Source organism: Candidatus Nitrososphaera evergladensis SR1 (assembly GCF_000730285.1).
Taxonomy (GTDB): domain Archaea; phylum Thermoproteota; class Nitrososphaeria; order Nitrososphaerales; family Nitrososphaeraceae; genus Nitrososphaera; species Nitrososphaera evergladensis.
Genome location: NZ_CP007174.1, coordinates 912503 through 930321 on the forward strand (window position 1 = coordinate 912503; position 17819 = coordinate 930321).

24 protein-coding genes are annotated in these 17819 nt (G+C 52.5%); 14 read left to right on the plus strand and 10 right to left on the minus strand.

Going from position 1 to position 17819, the window contains the following annotated elements; all coding sequences use genetic code 11:
• The first annotated feature begins 11 nt into the window (after positions 1-11).
• Complete coding sequence (locus tag NTE_RS16385) at positions 12-263, plus strand: hypothetical protein (protein WP_158385116.1); 252 nt, start codon at positions 12-14, stop codon at positions 261-263.
• Here NTE_RS16385 and NTE_RS04705 read toward each other — a convergent pair.
• The 5 genes from NTE_RS04705 to NTE_RS16390 form a co-directional block, all read right to left on the minus strand.
• Complete coding sequence (locus NTE_RS04705; RefSeq protein WP_148699970.1) at positions 257-1108, minus strand: hypothetical protein; 852 nt, start codon at positions 1106-1108, stop codon at positions 257-259. The two genes, NTE_RS16385 and NTE_RS04705, sit on opposite strands and share 7 nt — an antisense overlap.
• Before the next feature lie 66 nt (positions 1109-1174).
• On the minus strand, positions 1175-1606 hold the full coding sequence (locus NTE_RS04710) for a hypothetical protein (protein WP_148699971.1): 432 nt from the start codon (positions 1604-1606) through the stop codon (positions 1175-1177).
• 51 nt (positions 1607-1657) lie between these two features.
• Positions 1658-2764, minus strand: coding sequence for a DNA topoisomerase IV subunit A (locus tag NTE_RS04715; protein ID WP_148699972.1), 1107 nt, complete (start codon positions 2762-2764; stop codon positions 1658-1660).
• Positions 2765-2767: 3 nt separating this feature from the next.
• Complete coding sequence (locus NTE_RS04720) at positions 2768-4750, minus strand: DNA topoisomerase VI subunit B (RefSeq protein ID WP_158385118.1); 1983 nt, start codon at positions 4748-4750, stop codon at positions 2768-2770.
• 68 nt (positions 4751-4818) lie between these two features.
• The gene (locus NTE_RS16390; protein ID WP_158385120.1) at positions 4819-4977 is read right to left on the minus strand and encodes a hypothetical protein; all 159 of its coding nucleotides are present in this window, start codon (positions 4975-4977) and stop codon (positions 4819-4821) included.
• 39 nt (positions 4978-5016) lie between these two features.
• Between NTE_RS16390 and NTE_RS04725 the strand changes: the two genes are divergently transcribed.
• Positions 5017-5388 (plus strand): SemiSWEET family sugar transporter, encoded by a 372-nt coding sequence (locus tag NTE_RS04725; RefSeq protein WP_148699974.1) that lies wholly within the window; start codon positions 5017-5019, stop codon positions 5386-5388.
• Here NTE_RS04725 and NTE_RS04730 read toward each other — a convergent pair.
• Positions 5355-5603, minus strand: a complete 249-nt coding sequence (locus tag NTE_RS04730) for a hypothetical protein (protein WP_148699975.1) — start codon at positions 5601-5603, stop codon at positions 5355-5357. The two genes, NTE_RS04725 and NTE_RS04730, sit on opposite strands and share 34 nt — an antisense overlap.
• Positions 5604-5637: 34 nt before the next feature.
• Here NTE_RS04730 and NTE_RS04735 point away from each other — a divergent pair, with 34 nt between their 5' ends.
• The 4 genes from NTE_RS04735 to NTE_RS04750 all read left to right on the plus strand — a co-directional run bounded on the left by NTE_RS04735 (position 5638) and on the right by NTE_RS04750 (position 9267).
• The gene (locus NTE_RS04735) at positions 5638-5859 is read left to right on the plus strand and encodes a hypothetical protein (protein ID WP_148699976.1); all 222 of its coding nucleotides are present in this window, start codon (positions 5638-5640) and stop codon (positions 5857-5859) included.
• Between the two features lie 63 nt (positions 5860-5922).
• A complete protein-coding gene (locus NTE_RS04740) occupies positions 5923-7104 on the plus strand; it encodes a beta/alpha barrel domain-containing protein (RefSeq protein ID WP_158385122.1) in 1182 nt (393 codons plus the stop codon).
• 132 nt (positions 7105-7236) lie between these two features.
• Positions 7237-8919, plus strand: a complete 1683-nt coding sequence (locus NTE_RS04745) for a B12-binding domain-containing radical SAM protein (protein WP_148699978.1) — start codon at positions 7237-7239, stop codon at positions 8917-8919.
• A 45-nt stretch (positions 8920-8964) separates the two neighbouring features.
• Positions 8965-9267, plus strand: coding sequence for a hypothetical protein (locus NTE_RS04750; RefSeq protein ID WP_148699979.1), 303 nt, complete (start codon positions 8965-8967; stop codon positions 9265-9267).
• Here NTE_RS04750 and NTE_RS04755 read toward each other — a convergent pair.
• Positions 9264-9893, minus strand: coding sequence for an HD domain-containing protein (locus NTE_RS04755; protein WP_226987185.1), 630 nt, complete (start codon positions 9891-9893; stop codon positions 9264-9266). The genes NTE_RS04750 and NTE_RS04755 overlap by 4 nt on opposite strands.
• A 102-nt stretch (positions 9894-9995) precedes the next feature.
• Positions 9996-10553: a methane monooxygenase/ammonia monooxygenase subunit B gene (locus tag NTE_RS04760; RefSeq protein WP_226987186.1), complete on the minus strand. Its 558-nt coding sequence runs from the start codon at positions 10551-10553 to the stop codon at positions 9996-9998.
• A gap of 116 nt (positions 10554-10669) precedes the next feature.
• Here NTE_RS04760 and radA point away from each other — a divergent pair, with 116 nt between their 5' ends.
• The 6 genes from radA to NTE_RS04790 all read left to right on the plus strand — a co-directional run bounded on the left by radA (position 10670) and on the right by NTE_RS04790 (position 14247).
• The gene (gene radA, locus NTE_RS04765; protein ID WP_148699980.1) at positions 10670-11653 is read left to right on the plus strand and encodes a DNA repair and recombination protein RadA; all 984 of its coding nucleotides are present in this window, start codon (positions 10670-10672) and stop codon (positions 11651-11653) included.
• Positions 11654-11728: 75 nt separating this feature from the next.
• A complete protein-coding gene (locus NTE_RS04770; RefSeq protein WP_148699981.1) occupies positions 11729-12028 on the plus strand; it encodes a 50S ribosomal protein L21 in 300 nt (99 codons plus the stop codon).
• A complete protein-coding gene (locus tag NTE_RS04775) occupies positions 12025-12357 on the plus strand; it encodes an RNA polymerase Rpb4 (RefSeq protein WP_148699982.1) in 333 nt (110 codons plus the stop codon). Before NTE_RS04770 ends, NTE_RS04775 begins: the two co-directional genes overlap by 4 nt.
• A gap of 41 nt (positions 12358-12398) precedes the next feature.
• The gene (locus NTE_RS04780) at positions 12399-13016 is read left to right on the plus strand and encodes a DUF655 domain-containing protein (RefSeq protein WP_148699983.1); all 618 of its coding nucleotides are present in this window, start codon (positions 12399-12401) and stop codon (positions 13014-13016) included.
• Positions 13017-13736, plus strand: coding sequence for a ribosomal RNA small subunit methyltransferase A (locus NTE_RS04785; RefSeq protein WP_148699984.1), 720 nt, complete (start codon positions 13017-13019; stop codon positions 13734-13736).
• Between the two features lies 1 nt (position 13737).
• Complete coding sequence (locus NTE_RS04790) at positions 13738-14247, plus strand: class I SAM-dependent methyltransferase (protein ID WP_148699985.1); 510 nt, start codon at positions 13738-13740, stop codon at positions 14245-14247.
• Here the strand turns inward: NTE_RS04790 and NTE_RS04795 are convergent.
• On the minus strand, positions 14237-15265 hold the full coding sequence (locus NTE_RS04795; RefSeq protein ID WP_148699986.1) for an isocitrate/isopropylmalate dehydrogenase family protein: 1029 nt from the start codon (positions 15263-15265) through the stop codon (positions 14237-14239). The two genes, NTE_RS04790 and NTE_RS04795, sit on opposite strands and share 11 nt — an antisense overlap.
• 43 nt (positions 15266-15308) lie before the next feature.
• The gene (locus NTE_RS04800; protein WP_148699987.1) at positions 15309-15872 is read right to left on the minus strand and encodes a hypothetical protein; all 564 of its coding nucleotides are present in this window, start codon (positions 15870-15872) and stop codon (positions 15309-15311) included.
• Positions 15873-15991: 119 nt separating this feature from the next.
• Here NTE_RS04800 and NTE_RS04805 point away from each other — a divergent pair, with 119 nt between their 5' ends.
• Entirely contained in the window at positions 15992-16747 is a 756-nt protein-coding gene (locus NTE_RS04805) for a metallophosphoesterase family protein (protein WP_148702039.1), read from the plus strand.
• A gap of 421 nt (positions 16748-17168) precedes the next feature.
• A complete protein-coding gene (locus tag NTE_RS04810) occupies positions 17169-17732 on the plus strand; it encodes a methane monooxygenase/ammonia monooxygenase subunit C (RefSeq protein WP_148699988.1) in 564 nt (187 codons plus the stop codon).
• Positions 17733-17819 lie beyond the last annotated feature (87 nt).

Genomic DNA, 17819 nt, shown 5'->3' on the forward strand with positions numbered 1-17819 from the left:
AATAATATAATATGCCTGCCGGCACCCGGATAAAACAGGGAGACCTTGAGAAGGTTCTGTCTGCCCTTGACATTGACGAGGGGGTGAGGATCGAGTCTTCTGCTGCTGGAAAAAAGAAAAAGATGTTTGTCAACAGGAGCACGTCGGGGATTTTTGTGGTGCAGGTCGGCGAAGAAGAATTTTATTACCTGGATTCTGCGGCGCAGGTCGCAAAACTTGCCTACAAAGTTTTTGGAAAGAAATATTCTGCGTATGTCTATTGATGCCTGAAGCGGAGAATCACCAGCATCGCCATAGAGCTTGCAACTGCCGCAATGGCTGCGGGACCAAACTCTGGTATGACAGTAGTCCCGATTATGTCGATGTTGTGCACCTTATCTCCGTCGTACTGTAATGAAATCGTCGTGGTGTCTTTGCCTGTCGCGTTGGAAAACACGCTCTCAAACTCGGCTGGCTTGCCTTCTGCAAGGACCGTGTACGGGCCACCAAGGAATTCATGCGGCAAGGCAATCTGGAAAAAGCCCTTTTCTTCTTTGTTTGCCGGGCCGTTTGCCTCTATGTGCAGCTTCTTTCTGTCTTGATCAAAGGAAAAGTTGCATGTGTCTGCGTTTGCGACTGTTCCAAGCTCAAATCCTCTGCCTCTACTTACAGTTGCATTGGAGGAATTTTCCTGCGTGGATATCGTTTCTCCAATCGGGATAAACGATCCAGCCATGTCGATCTGTTTGCTGCCTTTTTGAAATGGAATCTCTAATGTGATACCGCAATTAGTATGCGTCATGTCTGCAAACACTTCTATTTCATCAAGAAAGATTACTGGGTAATACTTGGTATCGAAAGAAATGCTATTCAGCAAGCCTCCAGGCAAGTTGACAAGCAGCTTGCCGTCAGAGTCTGCTTGAATCATTGCGGTTATGCATCCTGTCTCACACGTTTGAATGGACTTGACGCTACCTCCTGTGATGCTGTACGTAATTATGTACGACTTGCCATTGACATAAACTGCGTACGCGTGTATGCTGCCAGAAGAGGAATTTTGCGCGTACGCCGGGATTGCCGCAAGAGTTGACAACAGTAATACTGCCATGCCTGCAAGCAGCAGCTTCAACTACGGATGCGTTGTTACAAGCTAGTTTTTGAACATTGTGGATTGCAAATGTATTTTTCGAATGTCCTAGCCGACAGTAAACTGCCAGCTATCCTGCTTTTCAAACAAAATGACTGTGAGGCTGTATCTTCCCTGCTTGTCGATTGTGATCATCTGGTCTCCTGCAACATCTGTAGAGTTCCATGCAAGATGAGGAAAAGCTGGATCATCGCTATAAGGGCAATGTATGGGATAGGGCCTGGTCTCCATCACTGTCTGATTGGTGGCCGTGTCTTTGATCACAACGCCCGGCTTTGTACATTCGCCCTGTGTGTCAACGACAAAGTGTATTTCCTCGCCAGCATTGTACGTGTCATGCAGATCCCTGACCTCTATTGTAGGATGGCGCGACCCAAGTGCCACCGGCTCTGGAATGGGCGCAAACATTATTACTGCAATTGTTGCCAGGACGGCTCCTGCGCCGACAACGATACCTGCAACAACTGGCGCGTTTTTCACAGCTACAAGAGAAGTGACAGGATGCGCCTTTTTGAATATTGCGTAGTCTGGCTAGATGACGCCGGCCTCGCGCAGCTTCTTTGGCAGGTAGACTTCTGCAAGGTACTTGAAGCCGTGCTTGAAGAACGCGTCCAGCTCACACTTTTCCTTGCGCTTCAAAAAGAGGTCGAGCTCCTTCTGCCACTGCTTGTCATGGAACCATGGCTTTTTCTTCATGTCGTTTGCCCTGTTAATGTCCTCGTCGGATGCTGCAAGCCTTGCAACCTCCGGGATGTTGTATTCGTAAATGTCGGAGAACATCATGCCAAGCACCTTGGCGTTTGGAGTCACAAGCCTGTCGCTGTCGTAACTCAATGATTCGCTTCCGATCTTGTAGCGCAGAGCGATGCCAAGGCCCCACGGGTCTGCGTCTGCAAAAACGACAACAGGTTTTTTCCACTCTTCGTTTAGGGTCTTGACCATCATTCTCGTTGCGCGGTCAGGCTCGCCCGAGCCCGTCAGCAGTATCGCGTTGTATTTCTGGATAAAGCCGGACTTGCGTATGTTGTTGAGCACCGTGTCTTTTTCGACTACCATCACAAAGTCGGCCTTGACCTTCACTATCTCTAGGTCGCGGATGTTGGTCGGGATTAATTGCGAAGTGGCCCTACTTCCAAGGTTGCAGTCGATGATGTCGCCGCCCACGCGAAGCGTTATCGGCCCGGAGATCATGCCCTTTGGCTTTGACGTGACAGAGAACTCTTCACGGGGCGTGCCTGTCAAAAGTTCCAGCGCCTTTATCGCATCGTCCGACTCGTCCTGGCCCTTCCAGAACTTTTGCTTGTTCTTTTCGTCGCCGACAGTGCTCAGCGTTGCATAGTACATGCCTCTGATGGTGCTCTCCATCTCTTCGTCCAACAGCTTGCGGATTGCGTTTGCCATGACGAGGTACTGCGCAAACGTGGGGATCTTTTTCGTGCTGTCTGGGCTTACCCTGACAGTCTTTTCGCCTATCGTCAGCATCCTCTTTTCGTCGGACCAGACTGTGTTGTCATAGCCTACCTTTGGCACGTCAAGAACCGGCATCGTCTTTTCAACCATCAGGTCGGTGCTGACGTCCTTCATTATCAGGCCGATCTTTTTCATGACTTCTTGGTGGCGCTTGTCTTTTGTTGGCAATCCTTACTTTTTCCTCCCGCCACTGTCTTTTTTTGTCATGACCGAATCAAGAGTCGTCTGGCCTCCTCCTTCCTTTTTCTTGGACATGGGCTTGCTGCGCTCGCCTTTTCTTCTTGCCGCGTTTATCGCTATCTGGCTCTTTGAGCGTTTTACAACCTCGCCGTCAATCTCTTCTGCCACGACCTCTTCGTCTGCCTCGTCCGCTATGCGCTCTCCTGTTATCTCGTCTTCTTTTTCCGGCACGGGCATCGACGTTATCTCGCCGGCGACGTGCTTTTCAGCAAGCTGCGTGAACGCCTGCTCGAGCTTTTGTGGGTCAATTTTGATGGACTCTGAAATGGCGTTTACGATGAGCGGTATGTAGTACTTGTAGAGCGAAAGCCTGCTCTGCGCCTCTTTCATGCGCAGCTCCTTGCGTATCTGGGCGCTGACCTTGCGATACAGGTCCGACAGGCACGCCTTCATGTAGCGCTTTAGTTCGCCTTCAGAGGCGATGCTCTCCTTGCCCGCAGTCTTGTACGGAATTTTTGTTGAGCAGATGTGGAAGAATATGTGCAATGGCAGCAGTTCCACCGCCCTGTCTGACTTTGCATCCGGGTTGGCAAACTGCTCCTTGACCTCCTTTTTAGAGATGCCCATCTTGTTTATCTCTACTTCGGACACAACTTCCCTTGCGACGTCAGAGCCCTCGTCGTACAAAAGCGGTATCTTGTTTGCAAACCTGTACAGCTTGAATGAGCCAATGTCGCCACCGTACGCGATTCCGCATTCCACTATCGTCGGGCGGTTGTTGATTACGCACGTCCTTGACGAGTATGCGGTAAGCGACGGCTTTAGCACCTTGATTGAAAGCTGCGGCTGCGTCCCCTGCTGCGTGGCCTCGTCCTTGTTCGTGATTATCGTGTATTCCTGCGTCATGCCTGCGGTCAGTATCTCCTCGCCAATCGGGCTCAGGTGGTCGGTGTTTGGCATGTGGAATTTTGTCTGCTTGCAGATGTTTACCACCTTGATGAGCTCGTGCTCGTCGTACTTGTCTGCAGGCTTGTTTTCAAGGCCGGCCTCTGAAATTATCTGCCTTGCCTTTTCACTTGACAGTTTCTGGAACGAATCGGAAAGGACTCCCTGGAGGGTCGTCTTTTGGTTCATGAAATTCATGATGGCCTTTTTGAGCGTCTTTAGGTCCATGTCTGCCGGGTGCGGAAGCACCTCTTTGGCCGGCTCGGGCATCCTGTCCGTCCTGCGGTCAAATGCGACCTTGCCGTCGTCTGTTTCAAATTCAATGTGGGCGTAAGGGTTGACGACTGATGTCTGGCTGATATAGTCGTAGATCCTGCTTTTTGTTATCGGGGAAAGCTTTGCCCTGAGCATCGCCTCGACTCTAAAACCCGAGTCGCCGCTCATGGCGGCGTCTTCCTTTACCTGCCTTTTTGCAAGCACTATTGGCCTGTTGGTGCTGATGTCCGTGCGCAATTCAAAATAGTATTCTTCGCCTTCTTCCAGGGACTTGCTCCACACCTTTAGCGGGTGGTCCGTGTCTTTGGTCGAAAAGGCGGCAATCATCTTCAGCCCGACGCCAAAAAGGCCGCGCTGCTGCTTTTCCACATACTTGCCCGACGTCAGAAACGAGCATACCGCTACCGGCACCTTGTCAGATGGGATGCCGATGCCGTTGTCCTGGCAGGTAATAGTCCACATCTCGTTTGCCGGGTCTACCATCCTGAGCGACAGCGAAATCCTTGGTAGGATGTGGCTGCTTTCGCAAGAGTCAAGCGAGTTTTCAATGAGCTCGCGGACAGCCATGTAGAGGATGCGCTCGCCGGTAAACCCTGCAAGCGCCGAGTTGTCCACAAAGAACTCTGACTCTGCCTTCTTGTCGTATTTTACTCTGCCTCGATGTACCGCCCGTGTCTGAGATGCCGGGACATCTGCAGGCTTGACAACAGCAGCAGAAGAAGCAACCTCGGCGGTAGTAACCTTTTGCGTCAAACGCTGAGAAGTGTTTCCATAACTCAATTTAACCTTTTACGGAATTTTTATTGACTTGGTGCTAAATGTTAGTCGAACTGGGATCCGTACGGGGTGCCGTGGCTCTTTAGCTCCTGCACCTTGAACCCCGCGCATTCCACCAACAGCCTCTTTTTGCCCTTCTGGATGACGATATAGTCAGAGCCAGAGCCCACCACCGTTCCGTCGACAAGGTCTTTTAGCTGCACTACGCACTGTGTTGTGTCGGCGCAAGTTATTAATTCTTGATGGCAGGCTTTTTAACGCCGGGCGGGCAATGGGCGGCTGTGCCGCTACTGCTGCCACCATCCCAAGTCCTGCTGTTGCAGGTCATATCGGACGGCATTTTCATTACACTGGTTGGGTCGGCTGCCGCCTGCCTCACTACCAGCAGTTTTCTACCGCAAATATTTAAGGGCTACAGGACCAAAAAGATGCAGGATGTCTCGCCGTACCTGATGGCACTCTATGCGTCCGGCACCACGCTCTGGCTTGCGTACGGGATATTCAAGGATGACTGGGTGATAATAGGCGCAAACGCCCTTGGTACAGCGTTCAACCTGCTGCTTCTTTACATGAAGCGCATCTACAGGCGCCCGTCGTCGTCATTGGCCGCCTGAGCAAGGTGGTACGGGTTCTGCCTTTCAGCCTGCGCCATCAGCGCGACCGTGTTTCTTACCAGCTGGTACATGCTGTCGTGGCAGGGACACGCGCACATCCTTGTGACCTGCGAGCCGTTCATCTCCTCCTTGAAATGCCCCTGGCACCTGCCGTGGTTGTTTTCAACGCAGTCAGATGACTTGGCCATGTCCTGTACGTGTATGTGTATGCGCAAATGCATTTAAAAATCCTGCCGTGCCAGCAGGGCTATGGCCAAGAAAAAGCAACAGCAGCCGCAAGAGCCAAAACTGGAAGGAAATGCCATAGTGTCTTCAGCCGGCAAGTCCATTTCGATATCGGGCGACGACGGAGGGCCTGTTCTTGCGGTGACAAACGAGTACGGCAACTCTGCCGTCTACCGCATCGAGGCGCATTCTTTTGACAGCCTGTGGTCGCAGCTTTGGCAGTTTGTCAAGGACAGCCAGCACTAGCGCCACTAGCCATATCCATATATTCAGGCAGGCAAAAGAACCCCCGGTCGCTGAGATATAGCAGTGCTTGCGGTGGACACCTTCAAGGCAAGTCTGGACCCGTCGCTCTTCAAGCTGTACCGGAGATACCTCTACTCTCGCTACAAGGCTACCGATGAGCTGGCGCAGGGCGAAGTCGTCCACGAGATCGCAAAAGAGCGATTGGTGAGACTTGCAGGCAAGTTTGAGAAAAACGCGTCGTATTTTGACCCCGGCGAGCAGCTTGCGCTTTCCATCAACGGACTTGAACTCAAGAGCCCAGTCGGAGTCGCCGCCGGCTTTGACAAGAACTGCGACATGCTGCTTCCAATGTCGTACGTTTTTGGCTACATGAATCCCGGAAGTGTCTTGCTAAAGCCGAGGGCCGGAAACCTGCAAAAGCCCAGATCAGAAGGGACCGTGCGCATGGCAATAGACGACGAAAGGCAGGCGATAATAAACGCGCAAGGATACCCGCACAAGGGGCTGGAGCATACTGTCAGGAACCTGCAAAAATTCTCGCAGGAAAAGCACCATCATCGCGGTGGCAGGGCGCGAATCTTGCTGAACTTTTCCGGCATCACCGACTCGTACACTGAAGACGCGGTGCTTGACGCGTGCAGGGAGATACTGGTGCGTACGTCGCCCTATGTCGACCTTGGCTTTGAGGAAAACAGGACGTCGCCAAACACCGACTTTAACAAGGTGCTGCAGAGCCCGGATTTTACGAAAAAGATGGTTGACCTGATGAACGCGCACGTGCCTTCTGGCAAGCTAAAGGCGTCCAAGATCGCCCCTTACAGTGAATTGCCCCCAAAAGACGCTGAAAGAGAAGCGCGCATGAAATCAATAAAGGTGTTTTACGAAAACGGCGGGCAAGCCGTGGTCATTGGCAACACCCGGCCGGTAGGCACCAGCTTGCTTGCGGCCAAGTTTTCCCGGCCCGTTGCCGGAGAAAGCGGCCGGCCGCTTTTTCCCTACATGCTCAGGATGGTCGAAGACGTGCACAAGGCATTCCCAGGCCTGGCAATAATAGCGTGCGGCGGCATATGGAACGGCGAGGACGCCTGGCAGGCGTACCAAAAGGGCGCCACGCTGGTACAATTGTACACGGCGCTTACGTTCCAGGGCTTTGGAATCGTCCGGGAAATCCACGACACTTTGAAGAAAAAACTGGCAGGGCAAACCCTACAGGGCTTTATCGAGAAGCGGGATAACCATCCGTGATACTAACAACACTGTACACCCTCACAGAATGTTGGAAAACTTTTAATTTATCTTCAATTAATTTGATTTAAAAAGGGATTTAGGGCATTGTCAAAGCACCCAAAGATTGTACTTACTGCTGACCGTACACTGATGTCCCCCTATAGGGGCATATCGCTTGCATCATTTTTCGGCTGCGCTCCAGCACTGGACATGAACAGGAGCCACGACTCGTTCTGGTACCGCATACTTGGCAACCAGGTCACGCCAAGGATACTTTTTGACTTTATCTGCAATCCTATAGAGCACACAAACGGTTACGCCAACTATGCGCCGTACGGCCTGAGAAAGGTCGAGGCCGCTCTTTTGAGGGACGGCTTTGCCCGCGAGGACGTCGTAGTGGCGCACCCTGACTATGTGGAACAGTTCATCGGCCCGGAGACGCAGGTTGTCGGCACGTACGAGATGGACCCCCTTGGCATGGGCCCCGTGACCATGACGTTCACCTACGGGCGCAAGCAGCAGTCCTATGACGAATTTTACAACGCAGACCTGCACCACCGCATAAGCGCCGCCAAAAAGAGGACGGGAAGCAAGGCCAGGGTCATTGCAGGCGCTTCAGGCACCTGGCAATACAACTATGACCCCGCCAAGATAGAGGAGTACGACCTCTACGGCATCGTCGAGGGCGAGCTTGGAGGCATCGGCCCAGAGATTGACGGCGCGGCAGGCCCGTTCTTTGACGCCCTCATTGGAGGCGAGTTTGACATGGCAAACCCCTTCAAAAAGAGCCAGTTCAAGGTAGAGATCAAAGAGTTTGTAAGAAGCGACAGGACGTACCACGGCAGGTTCATCCACTACTGGAACGAGCCTTCAATAGACGAAATCCCAAACATCGTCAACCCAAGCATGCACGGCATGGTAGAAGTCATGCGCGGCTGCGGCAGGGGATGCAAGTTCTGCGACGTGACTCTTAGGCCGCTGCGCTACTACCCTGTAGAGAAGGTGCAGAAGGAAATCGAGATAAACATGAAGTACGGCGGGCTGAAGAACGCCTGGATACACTCTGACGACATTTTCGTCTACGGCCTCAACCCGAGGACGACAAAGAACATGCAGCCAAACAGGGAAGCTATTGAAGAGCTGTTCAAGGGCATCATGGCCACAGGCGTCGAGCACACCAACCCGACGCACGGAACGCTTGCCGGCGCAATCGCCGACGAGCGCCTCCTTCCAAACGTGTCCAAGATAATCCGGTCAGGACCCAACAACCACATTGGCATCCAGTGCGGCTTTGAAACTGGAAGCATCAGGCTCATCGGCAAGTACGCCGACCGCAAGCTGGCTCCGTACAAGCCAGAGGAATGGCACTGGGTGGTAAAAACCGGCGTCAAGGCGCTCAACGAGCACTACTGGGTCCCTGCGTTTACCCTCATCATGGGGCTTGACAACGACGAGACTCCAGATGACAGCTGGGAGACAATCCGGCTCATACACGAGCTGGAAACCGAGCAGCCAGACTCTAAATTCACGGTGACTCCGCTCACGTTCGTGCCAATCGGCCTTTTAGAAAAGTCGGACTTTTACGACATTGGAAACACGATGGACCCTGCAAAACTGGGCGTCATGTACAAGACGTGGCAGCACAACTTCAAGCACGGCATCCAGAAATTCATGGGCAAGGTAGGACGCGACAACCCTGTAAAGAACATGTTCTTTACCGCCCTTGCGTCAAGCCTCGGCGGCGTACCGCTCACTGCTATGGAAAAGTACGCGCGCAGAAAGGGTCCGGAGCACGAGCGCGTGATAGAAAAGATCAAGGCCAGTTACTGGTAGGCCGCCGCTGCATCATTTATACAGCGCCGGCCCGAAATCCGGCGCATGGCCGACTTTTTTGAGATCGACAGGCTGATTGACGAGCTTGCCCGGCTCTATGCTACTGCGTGCGCGACTGCGTGGTTCAAGATAGAAAAGAAAAAACCCGCGCAGGATGAATACCGCGCCAAGGTAGTTGAATTCATGCGCCACTTTGAGTACACGCTTTCTACCTTCCAAAAGACGCCCGAGGCGGACAGCTTTAGGGCCCACGCAAAAAAGGCGCTTGAAGCTGAAATTGAAAAGGTGCTTGCAGGCCAGAACAAGGAAGTGGAAAAGCGCTACAAGTACTTTGTCGATTACAGCTAGCCCGAGATCTCTTTTTCCAGCTGGGCTAAAAACGCCTCCATAAAGCGCGTGCGCTCGCTTGCAATCTTTTTTGCGGTGGCAGTATGCATGGTGTTTTCAAGCTTTAGCAGCTTTGCCTTGAAATGGTCGACGGTCCACCGCGTGTCTTCCGGTTTTCTGTTTGTTTTGCAGAACGGGTCTTCCGGGTTGTAGAACCTGCGCATCTCGGAGCCTCCGACTGAAAACGTGCGGGCGATGCCTATTGCGCCAAGCGCGTCCAGCCTGTCTGCGTCCTGCAGTATCTTGGCTTCCAGAATCTCTGGGTTGGCGATATTTTTGGAGTAGCTGTGCACCCTTATACAGTACGACACTCTGTCTATCCTGTCTTTGGTCCAGCCGCGTGCGGCAAGCATCTTTTCTGCAAGCTCGGCGCTTTCGTCTGCCGACTTGGTCCTTTTGTCGCTGCCCTTTGGATAAACTATGATGTCGTGCAAGAGTGCGGAGGCAAGCAGTATTTCCATGTCTGCACTTTCCTTTCTGCCAATCCGCTCTGCAGTTTTGTAGACGCGCGTGACATGGGCAAAGTCGTGGCCGGGGTCGCGTCCAGCAAGCATCCTTTCTACTTCGAGTTTTATGTCGTCAAGCAAAAGCGATGCTGCAAGTAAAGATGCTCTAGTGTATTAAGCGATTGCCTTGTAGAATATGGAGAAATTAAAAGGAAAAAGGGGGGAGCGTATTTGTGTGCTCTTTTAGATGACTTGCCACGGTCTGGTAGCGAAGGTTATGCCAAGGCCAGCTCCGATGATTATACATTGGTATACAATGTTGTTGTACGGAATTGGCTTTAGTATCGGCTCGCCAGTGACGTTCACCGTCTGACCCCTGCCTAGACCCGGACCGATGTGCTCAATGTTGAGCTGTGTGTGTACGTGGTATGTGCCTGGTTCAAGCGCCTTTACGGTGATTGAGTACGGCACTGTTTGACCTGCCTTGATGTCGAATATGTTGCCTGGTGGGTCTCTTGCGAGGAACTCCCATCTGTTACCAGCGTTTTCAGATTCGCTGAACAGAGAAAGCCAGCCTCTGAGGTCTCTGTTGACCAAACTCTTTAGTTCGCCACTTACGGTTAGCTCTTCGCCTGTCTGGAGGGTATTGTCGGAGAACTGCTCGTTATCAATTCTCACAAACCTGCTCTGCAGCTGTGCCTGCACACCGTGCGCGCTAGCGCTTGGCATGTATGCAATTACGGCAGACAGTACCATGACTGTCGCAAGAGCCGTCACGACCAACGTCTTGCTTTCCATCATATCCCTCTATCTTAGGCATACCAGAATGAACATAGATATATACTTTTATGCTTCGGAGCAAGCGCTTCTTGTGCGCCCGATACCAATTAGTAGCCGGCGCACAAGAGAAATCCGCGTTGGGAGAAGACGAGAGCTCCAAGCTTGCACTTGGCTCCATAGAGGACATCGGTCCTGCGACCGAAAAGCGGCTAAAGGAGGCTGGTTTTCGCTCGATAAAGGACCTCCTAGTGAGAGGGCCGGTCGACGTTGCAGAGGCAACGGGCATGGAGATGGATGAGGCAGTGGAAATGTGTAACAAAGCCCGCATCGCGCTTGAGGAGCTTGGGATCATCGACAGGAGCTTTGTGACGGCAACGAGCCTCTATGAAAAAAGGATGCTTGGCGGCCAGCGCATATCCACCGGCGCCAAGAACTTTGATGACCTGCTTGGGGGCGGCGTGGAGACCAAGGCTGTCACAGAGGTGTACGGCGAGTTTGGCACTGGGAAAACGCAATTGTGCCACACGCTTTGCGTGATGGTGCAGCAGCCAAAGACCGCAGGAGGCCTTTCCGGCAAGGCTATCTACATTGACACGGAGAACACGTTCCGGCCGGAGCGCATCGTGACAATAGCAAGGGCGCGGGGCGTAAACCCTGACAGGGCGCTTGAGGGCATTGTCGTTGCCAAGGCGTACAACAGCGCCCACCAGGAGCTGATAATAGAGGAGACGGGGCCCGTGATAGAGGAGCAGGGGATAAAGCTTGTAATCGTTGATTCCGCTGTGGCGCACTATCGCGCCGAGTTCCTTGGAAGGGCGACGCTTTCAGAGCGCCAGCAGCGCCTCAACAAGTTCATGCACATCCTTGTGCGCATGGCCGAGACGTACGAGGTCGCAGTCGTCGTAACGAACCAGATACAGTCGTCGCCGGACGCGTACTTTGGAGATGCGGCAAGGCCTACCGGCGGCAATGTTGTCGCCCACACGAGCACCTACAGGATATACCTGAAGCGCTCGTCAGGCAAGAACAGGATTGCAAGGATGGTCGACAGCCCGTACCACGCAGAGAGGGAAGTGCTCTTTACGCTTGCCGACAAGGGCATCGCCGACGTTGAGAATTGATGATGATATAGTTTGTCCTTTGAAAACCCGTGCAGATAACTTAAATTAAGGTTAAAACGCTTTCGTATTGAAAATATGCCAAGATCGCACGGTACCCGGAGAAAGGCTCGCTCAATCCTGACAAAGGACAATGTAGTCAAGGGCATATCTTACCTCCTTCACGATTACAAGGTTGGAGACAAGGTTATCATTGAAGTTGACCCACGTGAGCACGACACCACGCCCCACAGGCGCTTCCACGGGCGCATCGGAGTGGTAAAAGAAGTGCGCAAGCGCACGCTAAAGGTGTCAGTGATGTTTGGCTCCAAGGAAAAGATCCTCCAGACGCGCCTCAACCACATCAAGCCGTTGGCCGCTCCGGAGGCGTCAGCATGACCGAGACTCTGGAAAAAGAGATAATCACGACCGCGCAGGTAAAGGAGATACTGGACTCTGTCAAGGCCGATGACATGGACCAGATCCAGCGCTGGACGTCAGACTATGTCGGCAAGTTTGCCAAGACAGACGCCAAGACGGCTGCAAAGATGGTAAAGCAGCTTGTGGAGCAGTGCGACCTCACTCAGGAAGAGGCAGTGGAGGTCGTTAACGTCATGCCCACCACCCTCGAGGAACTGAGGGCTTTTACGTTTGGGTGGAAGAAACTCATACTCACCGAGACCCTTGAAAAGATGCTTTCCATACTCAAGTCCGAGAGCCAAGGCTAAATAGCAATTATTCTACAGTATAGGGAGGATAGAGAGCCAGTTTGTCAGCAGCACAAGATCCAGCCGCCGGCCAGCAGCCGCCAGCAAGGGCCGAAGCGGGCCACGACCACGGCCAGAGGAAATACGAGGAATATGCCTACGTCCTTGACTACACTCCAAGAGGCAAGTCTGCCACCGTGAGGGGGCGGGAGGGAGTCATTGTGCAGGCCATAGGCGAGGAGCGCCTGACGCTTTTGGAGCTACTGGGCGTGCAGAACTCGACCTTTGAGGTAGGCGAGCGCCTCTACATCGGCCGGGAAGGGCGCAACAAGATAATGAGCGTGCTTGGGAGGCTGGACTATAACGACGTCTCGCAGTCGGCCAAGAACGAGCTTCCTGCAATCGTGGAAAAGGTGGTGCTGGCAAACGAAAAGCGGTTTGTCGACTACATCAACATGTCGCAGCCGATAACTCCGAGGATACACGCGCTGGAGCTTATACCGGGCATAGGCAAGACCTACATGATGACGATAATCAAGGAACGGGAAAAGAAGAGATTTGAGAGCTTTGCAGACCTGCAAAACCGCGTTGGGCTGCGGGAGCCGGCAAAGCTTGTGGCCAAGAGGATAATCGAAGAGATAATGGGCCAGGCCCGGATGAACCTTTTCGTCAGAAAGTAATTGCCAAGGCGCACCAAGACGCAGGCACTGGGACAGCATTTCCTTGCCGACCTCAGGGTGCTTGCCAAGATACTTGACGCGTCTGCCATAGGCAGGCATGAGACCGTGTGCGAGGCAGGAACTGGCAACGGCATCCTGACAAAAGAGCTGTGCCGGCGCGCAAAGAGCGTCGTGTCGTACGAAGTCGACAGGGCGCTTTATGCTGTCGCCAAGACAACGCTTGCCTTTTCCAATCTTGAACTTGTAAATGCGGACCTGTTCAAGCGCGACGAGCAGTCTTTTGACGTGTTTGTGTCAAACCTGCCGTATTCCAAAAGCCGCGACGCGTTTGAATGGCTTGCCACAAGGGAATTTGACCGCGCGATAGTGATGGTGCAAAAGGAATTTGTAGAGAAGCTGTTGGCAAAACCCGGCGACCCTAACTATCGGGCAATCTCTGCAATTGCGTCGTACTGCTTTGACATTGAAAAGCTGTTTGATGTAGAAAAAGAGTGCTTCAATCCTCCGCCGCTGGTAGAGTCGACAGTCATCCGGGCAACTTTGAAACACTCGATGACACGCGAGACAGTAAAGAACGTCAACCGGCTGTTTTCGCAGCGCAACAAGCGCGCGTCAACCGTCGCTGCAAAACTTGGTATCCGAATGGACTTTGGCGACAAGCGCGTGGACCAGCTTGTACCCGCGCAGATAGTCGCGCTTGCGGCAGGGATGGTAAAATAACATGTACGTGCCTGCAGAAGACACGCTCTTTTTGGTGGAATGCGCAAAACACTACCGGGGCACGTGGGCCCTTGAGATAGGCATCGGCTCGGGCGCGGTCGCGCAGTCGCTCCTTGCAAATTTCACAAACGTTGTGGGAACGGACATTGACCTTGCATCGCTTGGGTATTGCAGGGGAAAATGTATGATGCTCGTATGCTGCGACGCGGCGTCCGCACTTTGCGGCAAGTTTGACCTCGTAGTTACAAACCCGCCGTACCTGCCCGGCGACCCTCGAGTAGACACAACGATACACGGCGGCCCAGCCGGCATGGAAACAACTATTCGCTTTATCGAGTCGGCGCTCCCGCTCCTGTCAGAAAAAGAAGGCAGGATGCTTGCAATAGTGTCGTCGCTTGCAGACTCGGCCACACTTGATAAATTTGTGCGAGAGAAAAGGCTAAAGAAAAAGGTGGTCGCAGAAAAGGCGCTTTTTTACGAGCGCCTTTACGCCATCGAGCTTACTTTTTGAGCAGTTTTGCAGACCTTGTGGCTATCTGGTCGGCCATCTTGGACAAAGATGCCGTGCCACCTAGGTCGTAGGTCACGTACTTGTTCTCGTTTATGACATCCTCTGTGGCCTTGAATATCGCCTTGCAGATCTCGCGCTCGCCGAGGTAGTCTGCCATCCACGCGCCCGATAGCACCGTCGCCACGGGGTTGACCTTGTCCTTGCCTGCGTACTTTGGGGCGGAGCCGTGCGCCGGCTCGAACATCGCATAGTCATCGCCATAGTTGCCCGAGTAGACGTTGCCGATAGAGCCGACGTTTCCGGATGCGCATTCGGATATCACGTCCATGAACAGGTTGGTGCTGACAAGCACGTTTTTGTTAAAGCGTTCCGGGTTCTTGACCAGCTGCTGCGTCATGTTGTCGATATAATATTCCTCGTACTCTATTCCCTTAAAGTCCTTGGCCGCGTTTTCAATCGACGACCAGAATATGCCGTCCGTCTCCTTCAGGATGTTGCGCTTTGTGATTGCGACGACTTTTTTCCAGCCGTAGTCCTTGGCAACCTCAAACGCTTTTCTTGCAATGCGGTCGCATCCCTTTCTTGTGGTCTTGCGGATTGCTATTGCCGAGTCGTCGCTTGTCTTGAACTCGATTCCCGCGTACAGCCCTTCGGTGGCTTCGCGGACGCAGATAAAGTCAAGCTGCTTTTCGGCGTTGGCGTATGTCTTTATCGGGCGCAGGTTGCCGTACAGCTGGAACTTTTGCCTGATGCTTACTGCCACGCTCCTTGGGGCGTTTGGCACGGGGACCGTGGTGGTCGGACCCTTGAAGCAGGCGTCCGAGTCTTCGAGAAGCTTCCAGACCTCCGGCGAGATGTACGAATTGCCGCCATTTTTCTCCCACCATTCAGAGCCGGCGTCGCACTGGACGAGCTCAATCTTTGTGTTGCACGCCTTTAGGACCTTGACCATCGCGTTTACGAGCTCCGGACCTGTCCCGTCTCCTCTGATTATAGCAGCAGTAGTCTTTTTAGCCAAATCGAATCAAAGCGGGAGCCTGTGCTTTCCTATTTAATCCTACTCACTTGTGCGTGAGCTCCATCCTTACGACCATCTCCTTTGTAAAGACCGGGACATCCTTTATGTCAGGGACTTTGGTGAACTCGTTCTTTTCAGAAAAGTACGAATACTGGACGTTATAGTCGTTCAGGGTCAAAACCTGGTCAACGTTGCTGCCGGTCGAGTTGCTGACGACGGTTATCGTCCTGTTGTCGTACGAGTAGATGCGCATAAAGTCGACCATCGAAAGCTTCACCGGCCTGATGTATTCAATGTGTACGTCGTTTCCTACCTTGTCCGTGTGTATTGGGCGCAGGCACTCTTGGCCGTCCTTTGGCTGGTGGCCTACGTTGTCAGGCAGCTGCATGGGCTGGCCGTCTACCATTACTTCAATTCTTGGGAAAAGCTGGAACGTCTCGACGTTGTGGTTCTTTAGGCAGACCTGCCAAGGAGGTGGCGGCGGGTACAGCTGGGTCAGCAAAAGCGCAACGAGGGTGGCTCCGCCCATGATGATCGGGATGATGAGCATCTCCTTCTTGCCAAGCCTCTTCTTTGGCTTTTCCTCCTTTATCTTGCGCTTTGGCATTTTTGCTGCTGTTGTCCTACTAACTATTTGGAGGCGTTAATATAACATTGCTTTTTTTGCTTCTGTCTTAATGCTGCTGGCAAAACGTGTTATATAGCGCGGAGGCTGCAAATATGCAGATGCGTCTTGTCCAGCTTTCAGACATCCACGTAGGCAGCCTCTTTTCGCAGCAAGTGTTTGACACCGTTATCGACGAAGTGAACAAGCTCAAGCCAGACGCAATCATAATCACCGGCGACCTTACTGACGAAGGCATACTGCCGCAGTTTGAAAAAGCGCGCAGCGAAATAAAGCGATTCGAGTGTCCAAACATCATTGTCATCGCAGGCAATCACGACTACAGGCACACGGGCTACCTGCTGTTCAAAAAGTTCTTTCCCACCAAGCACGTCTACGAGTTTGGCGACGCAGTCATTCTGACGCTTGGCACGGCAAGGCCTGACAGGGACGAGGGTGAAGTAGGCTACCGGCAGAACCTGTGGATGGAAAAGACGCTTGCAAAATACGCAGACAAGGTCAAGATAGTGGCAATGCACCACCACCTCGTGGGAATACCCGACACGGGCACCGACAAGATCCTGATCCTCGACGCTGGCGACACGCTAAGGACGTGCCTCCAGTCAAAGGTGAACCTCGTCCTGTGCGGGCACAAGCACAGGCCGTGGGTGTGGAAGCTTGGGTCTCTTGAGATCGGCTACGCCGGAACCACCTCTTCAAGCAGGTTCCGGGGGTTCTTTGAAAACTCGTACAACATCATCGAGATAGAGAACCACAAGGTAAATGTCGACATCAAGATAGTGGGCAAAAAGCGCTTCCCTCTTTCGGACTTGGTAGAGATGTACAAGCCGTTCCTTGAAGAAAAGCATGATTATTAATGCGGGGTGCGCCAAGCTTGGTTGGCAGCTGTGAAGATTCAGAGTTAATCCTGACACAGATGAAGAGAAGGCATTTGACTGAGCTGCCACCCATGTCTAGCAGCAGAGCGCATGTGTGTGTGTGCGTATGCCTTTTGCACTCTTGCAAAATCAAAGTAAAGCCAAAATAGCTGCATGTCTATACCATAGAGTGCATTCTGTAAGCCCCTCTTGTTTTGTCGATTTTCAGATGAAAGATGAAGAGATTATCGTCTTTGATAATCACTTTCGCTTGACACTTGTTATGTATTATAAATCTGCATTTTTAACTTATACATTAGAAAATTTCAATATTGTTTGATGATAATGCTATATTAATTGATAGCTACCTGTGTATTTTTGAAATGCAGGTTAATATATGCGAACCTTAACTAGGTAAATCATGGCGCAGATGCCAGCACTGATCCCGAAGGAAGTCGAAATCCAGAGACTGAAGAAGATCTACATAATGGTGATCATGCTCGGTTCAATTGCAGCCTCCGTCGAAGTAGACAACTTCGTCGATGGCTCGCTGCACCAGACTGCAATCAGAGACTCGGCCTTTACACCGGCTCACTGGTGGCTGTACAGCCACTTCGTGGCTCTCCCGGTCGGCTGGGGTATGGTAGCAGTCTACGACAGAAGAGTCCCGATACTCAGAGGTCCAGGCAACTCGATGAACACAGGCCTAAAGATAACCATCATCGGCTATCTGGCGACCATGTTCACGATCGGCGTAAACGAGATGTGGCACTTCTGGTTCGTGGAGGAAATCTTCTCCGTTCCAAACCACTGGATGTTCAACATGGGTGTCGTAGTGGCATTCATGGGCGCCCTTGCGTACGTGGTAAGGGTGTACGCCAGACTGGTGGAACTGGGTGCAGAAACACCGGCCAAGAACCCGTATGTAGCAGAGATGTACAAGCTAGCGCTTGAAGGCAAGCTGTACAGCAGGTCCATCCCATAAAACGGGATTTTGACTCTATCTGGACCGCAAGGTCCGGATTCTGCCTTTTTTCTTTTCTTTAACCTCTTTTAAAAAACACAAGTATCC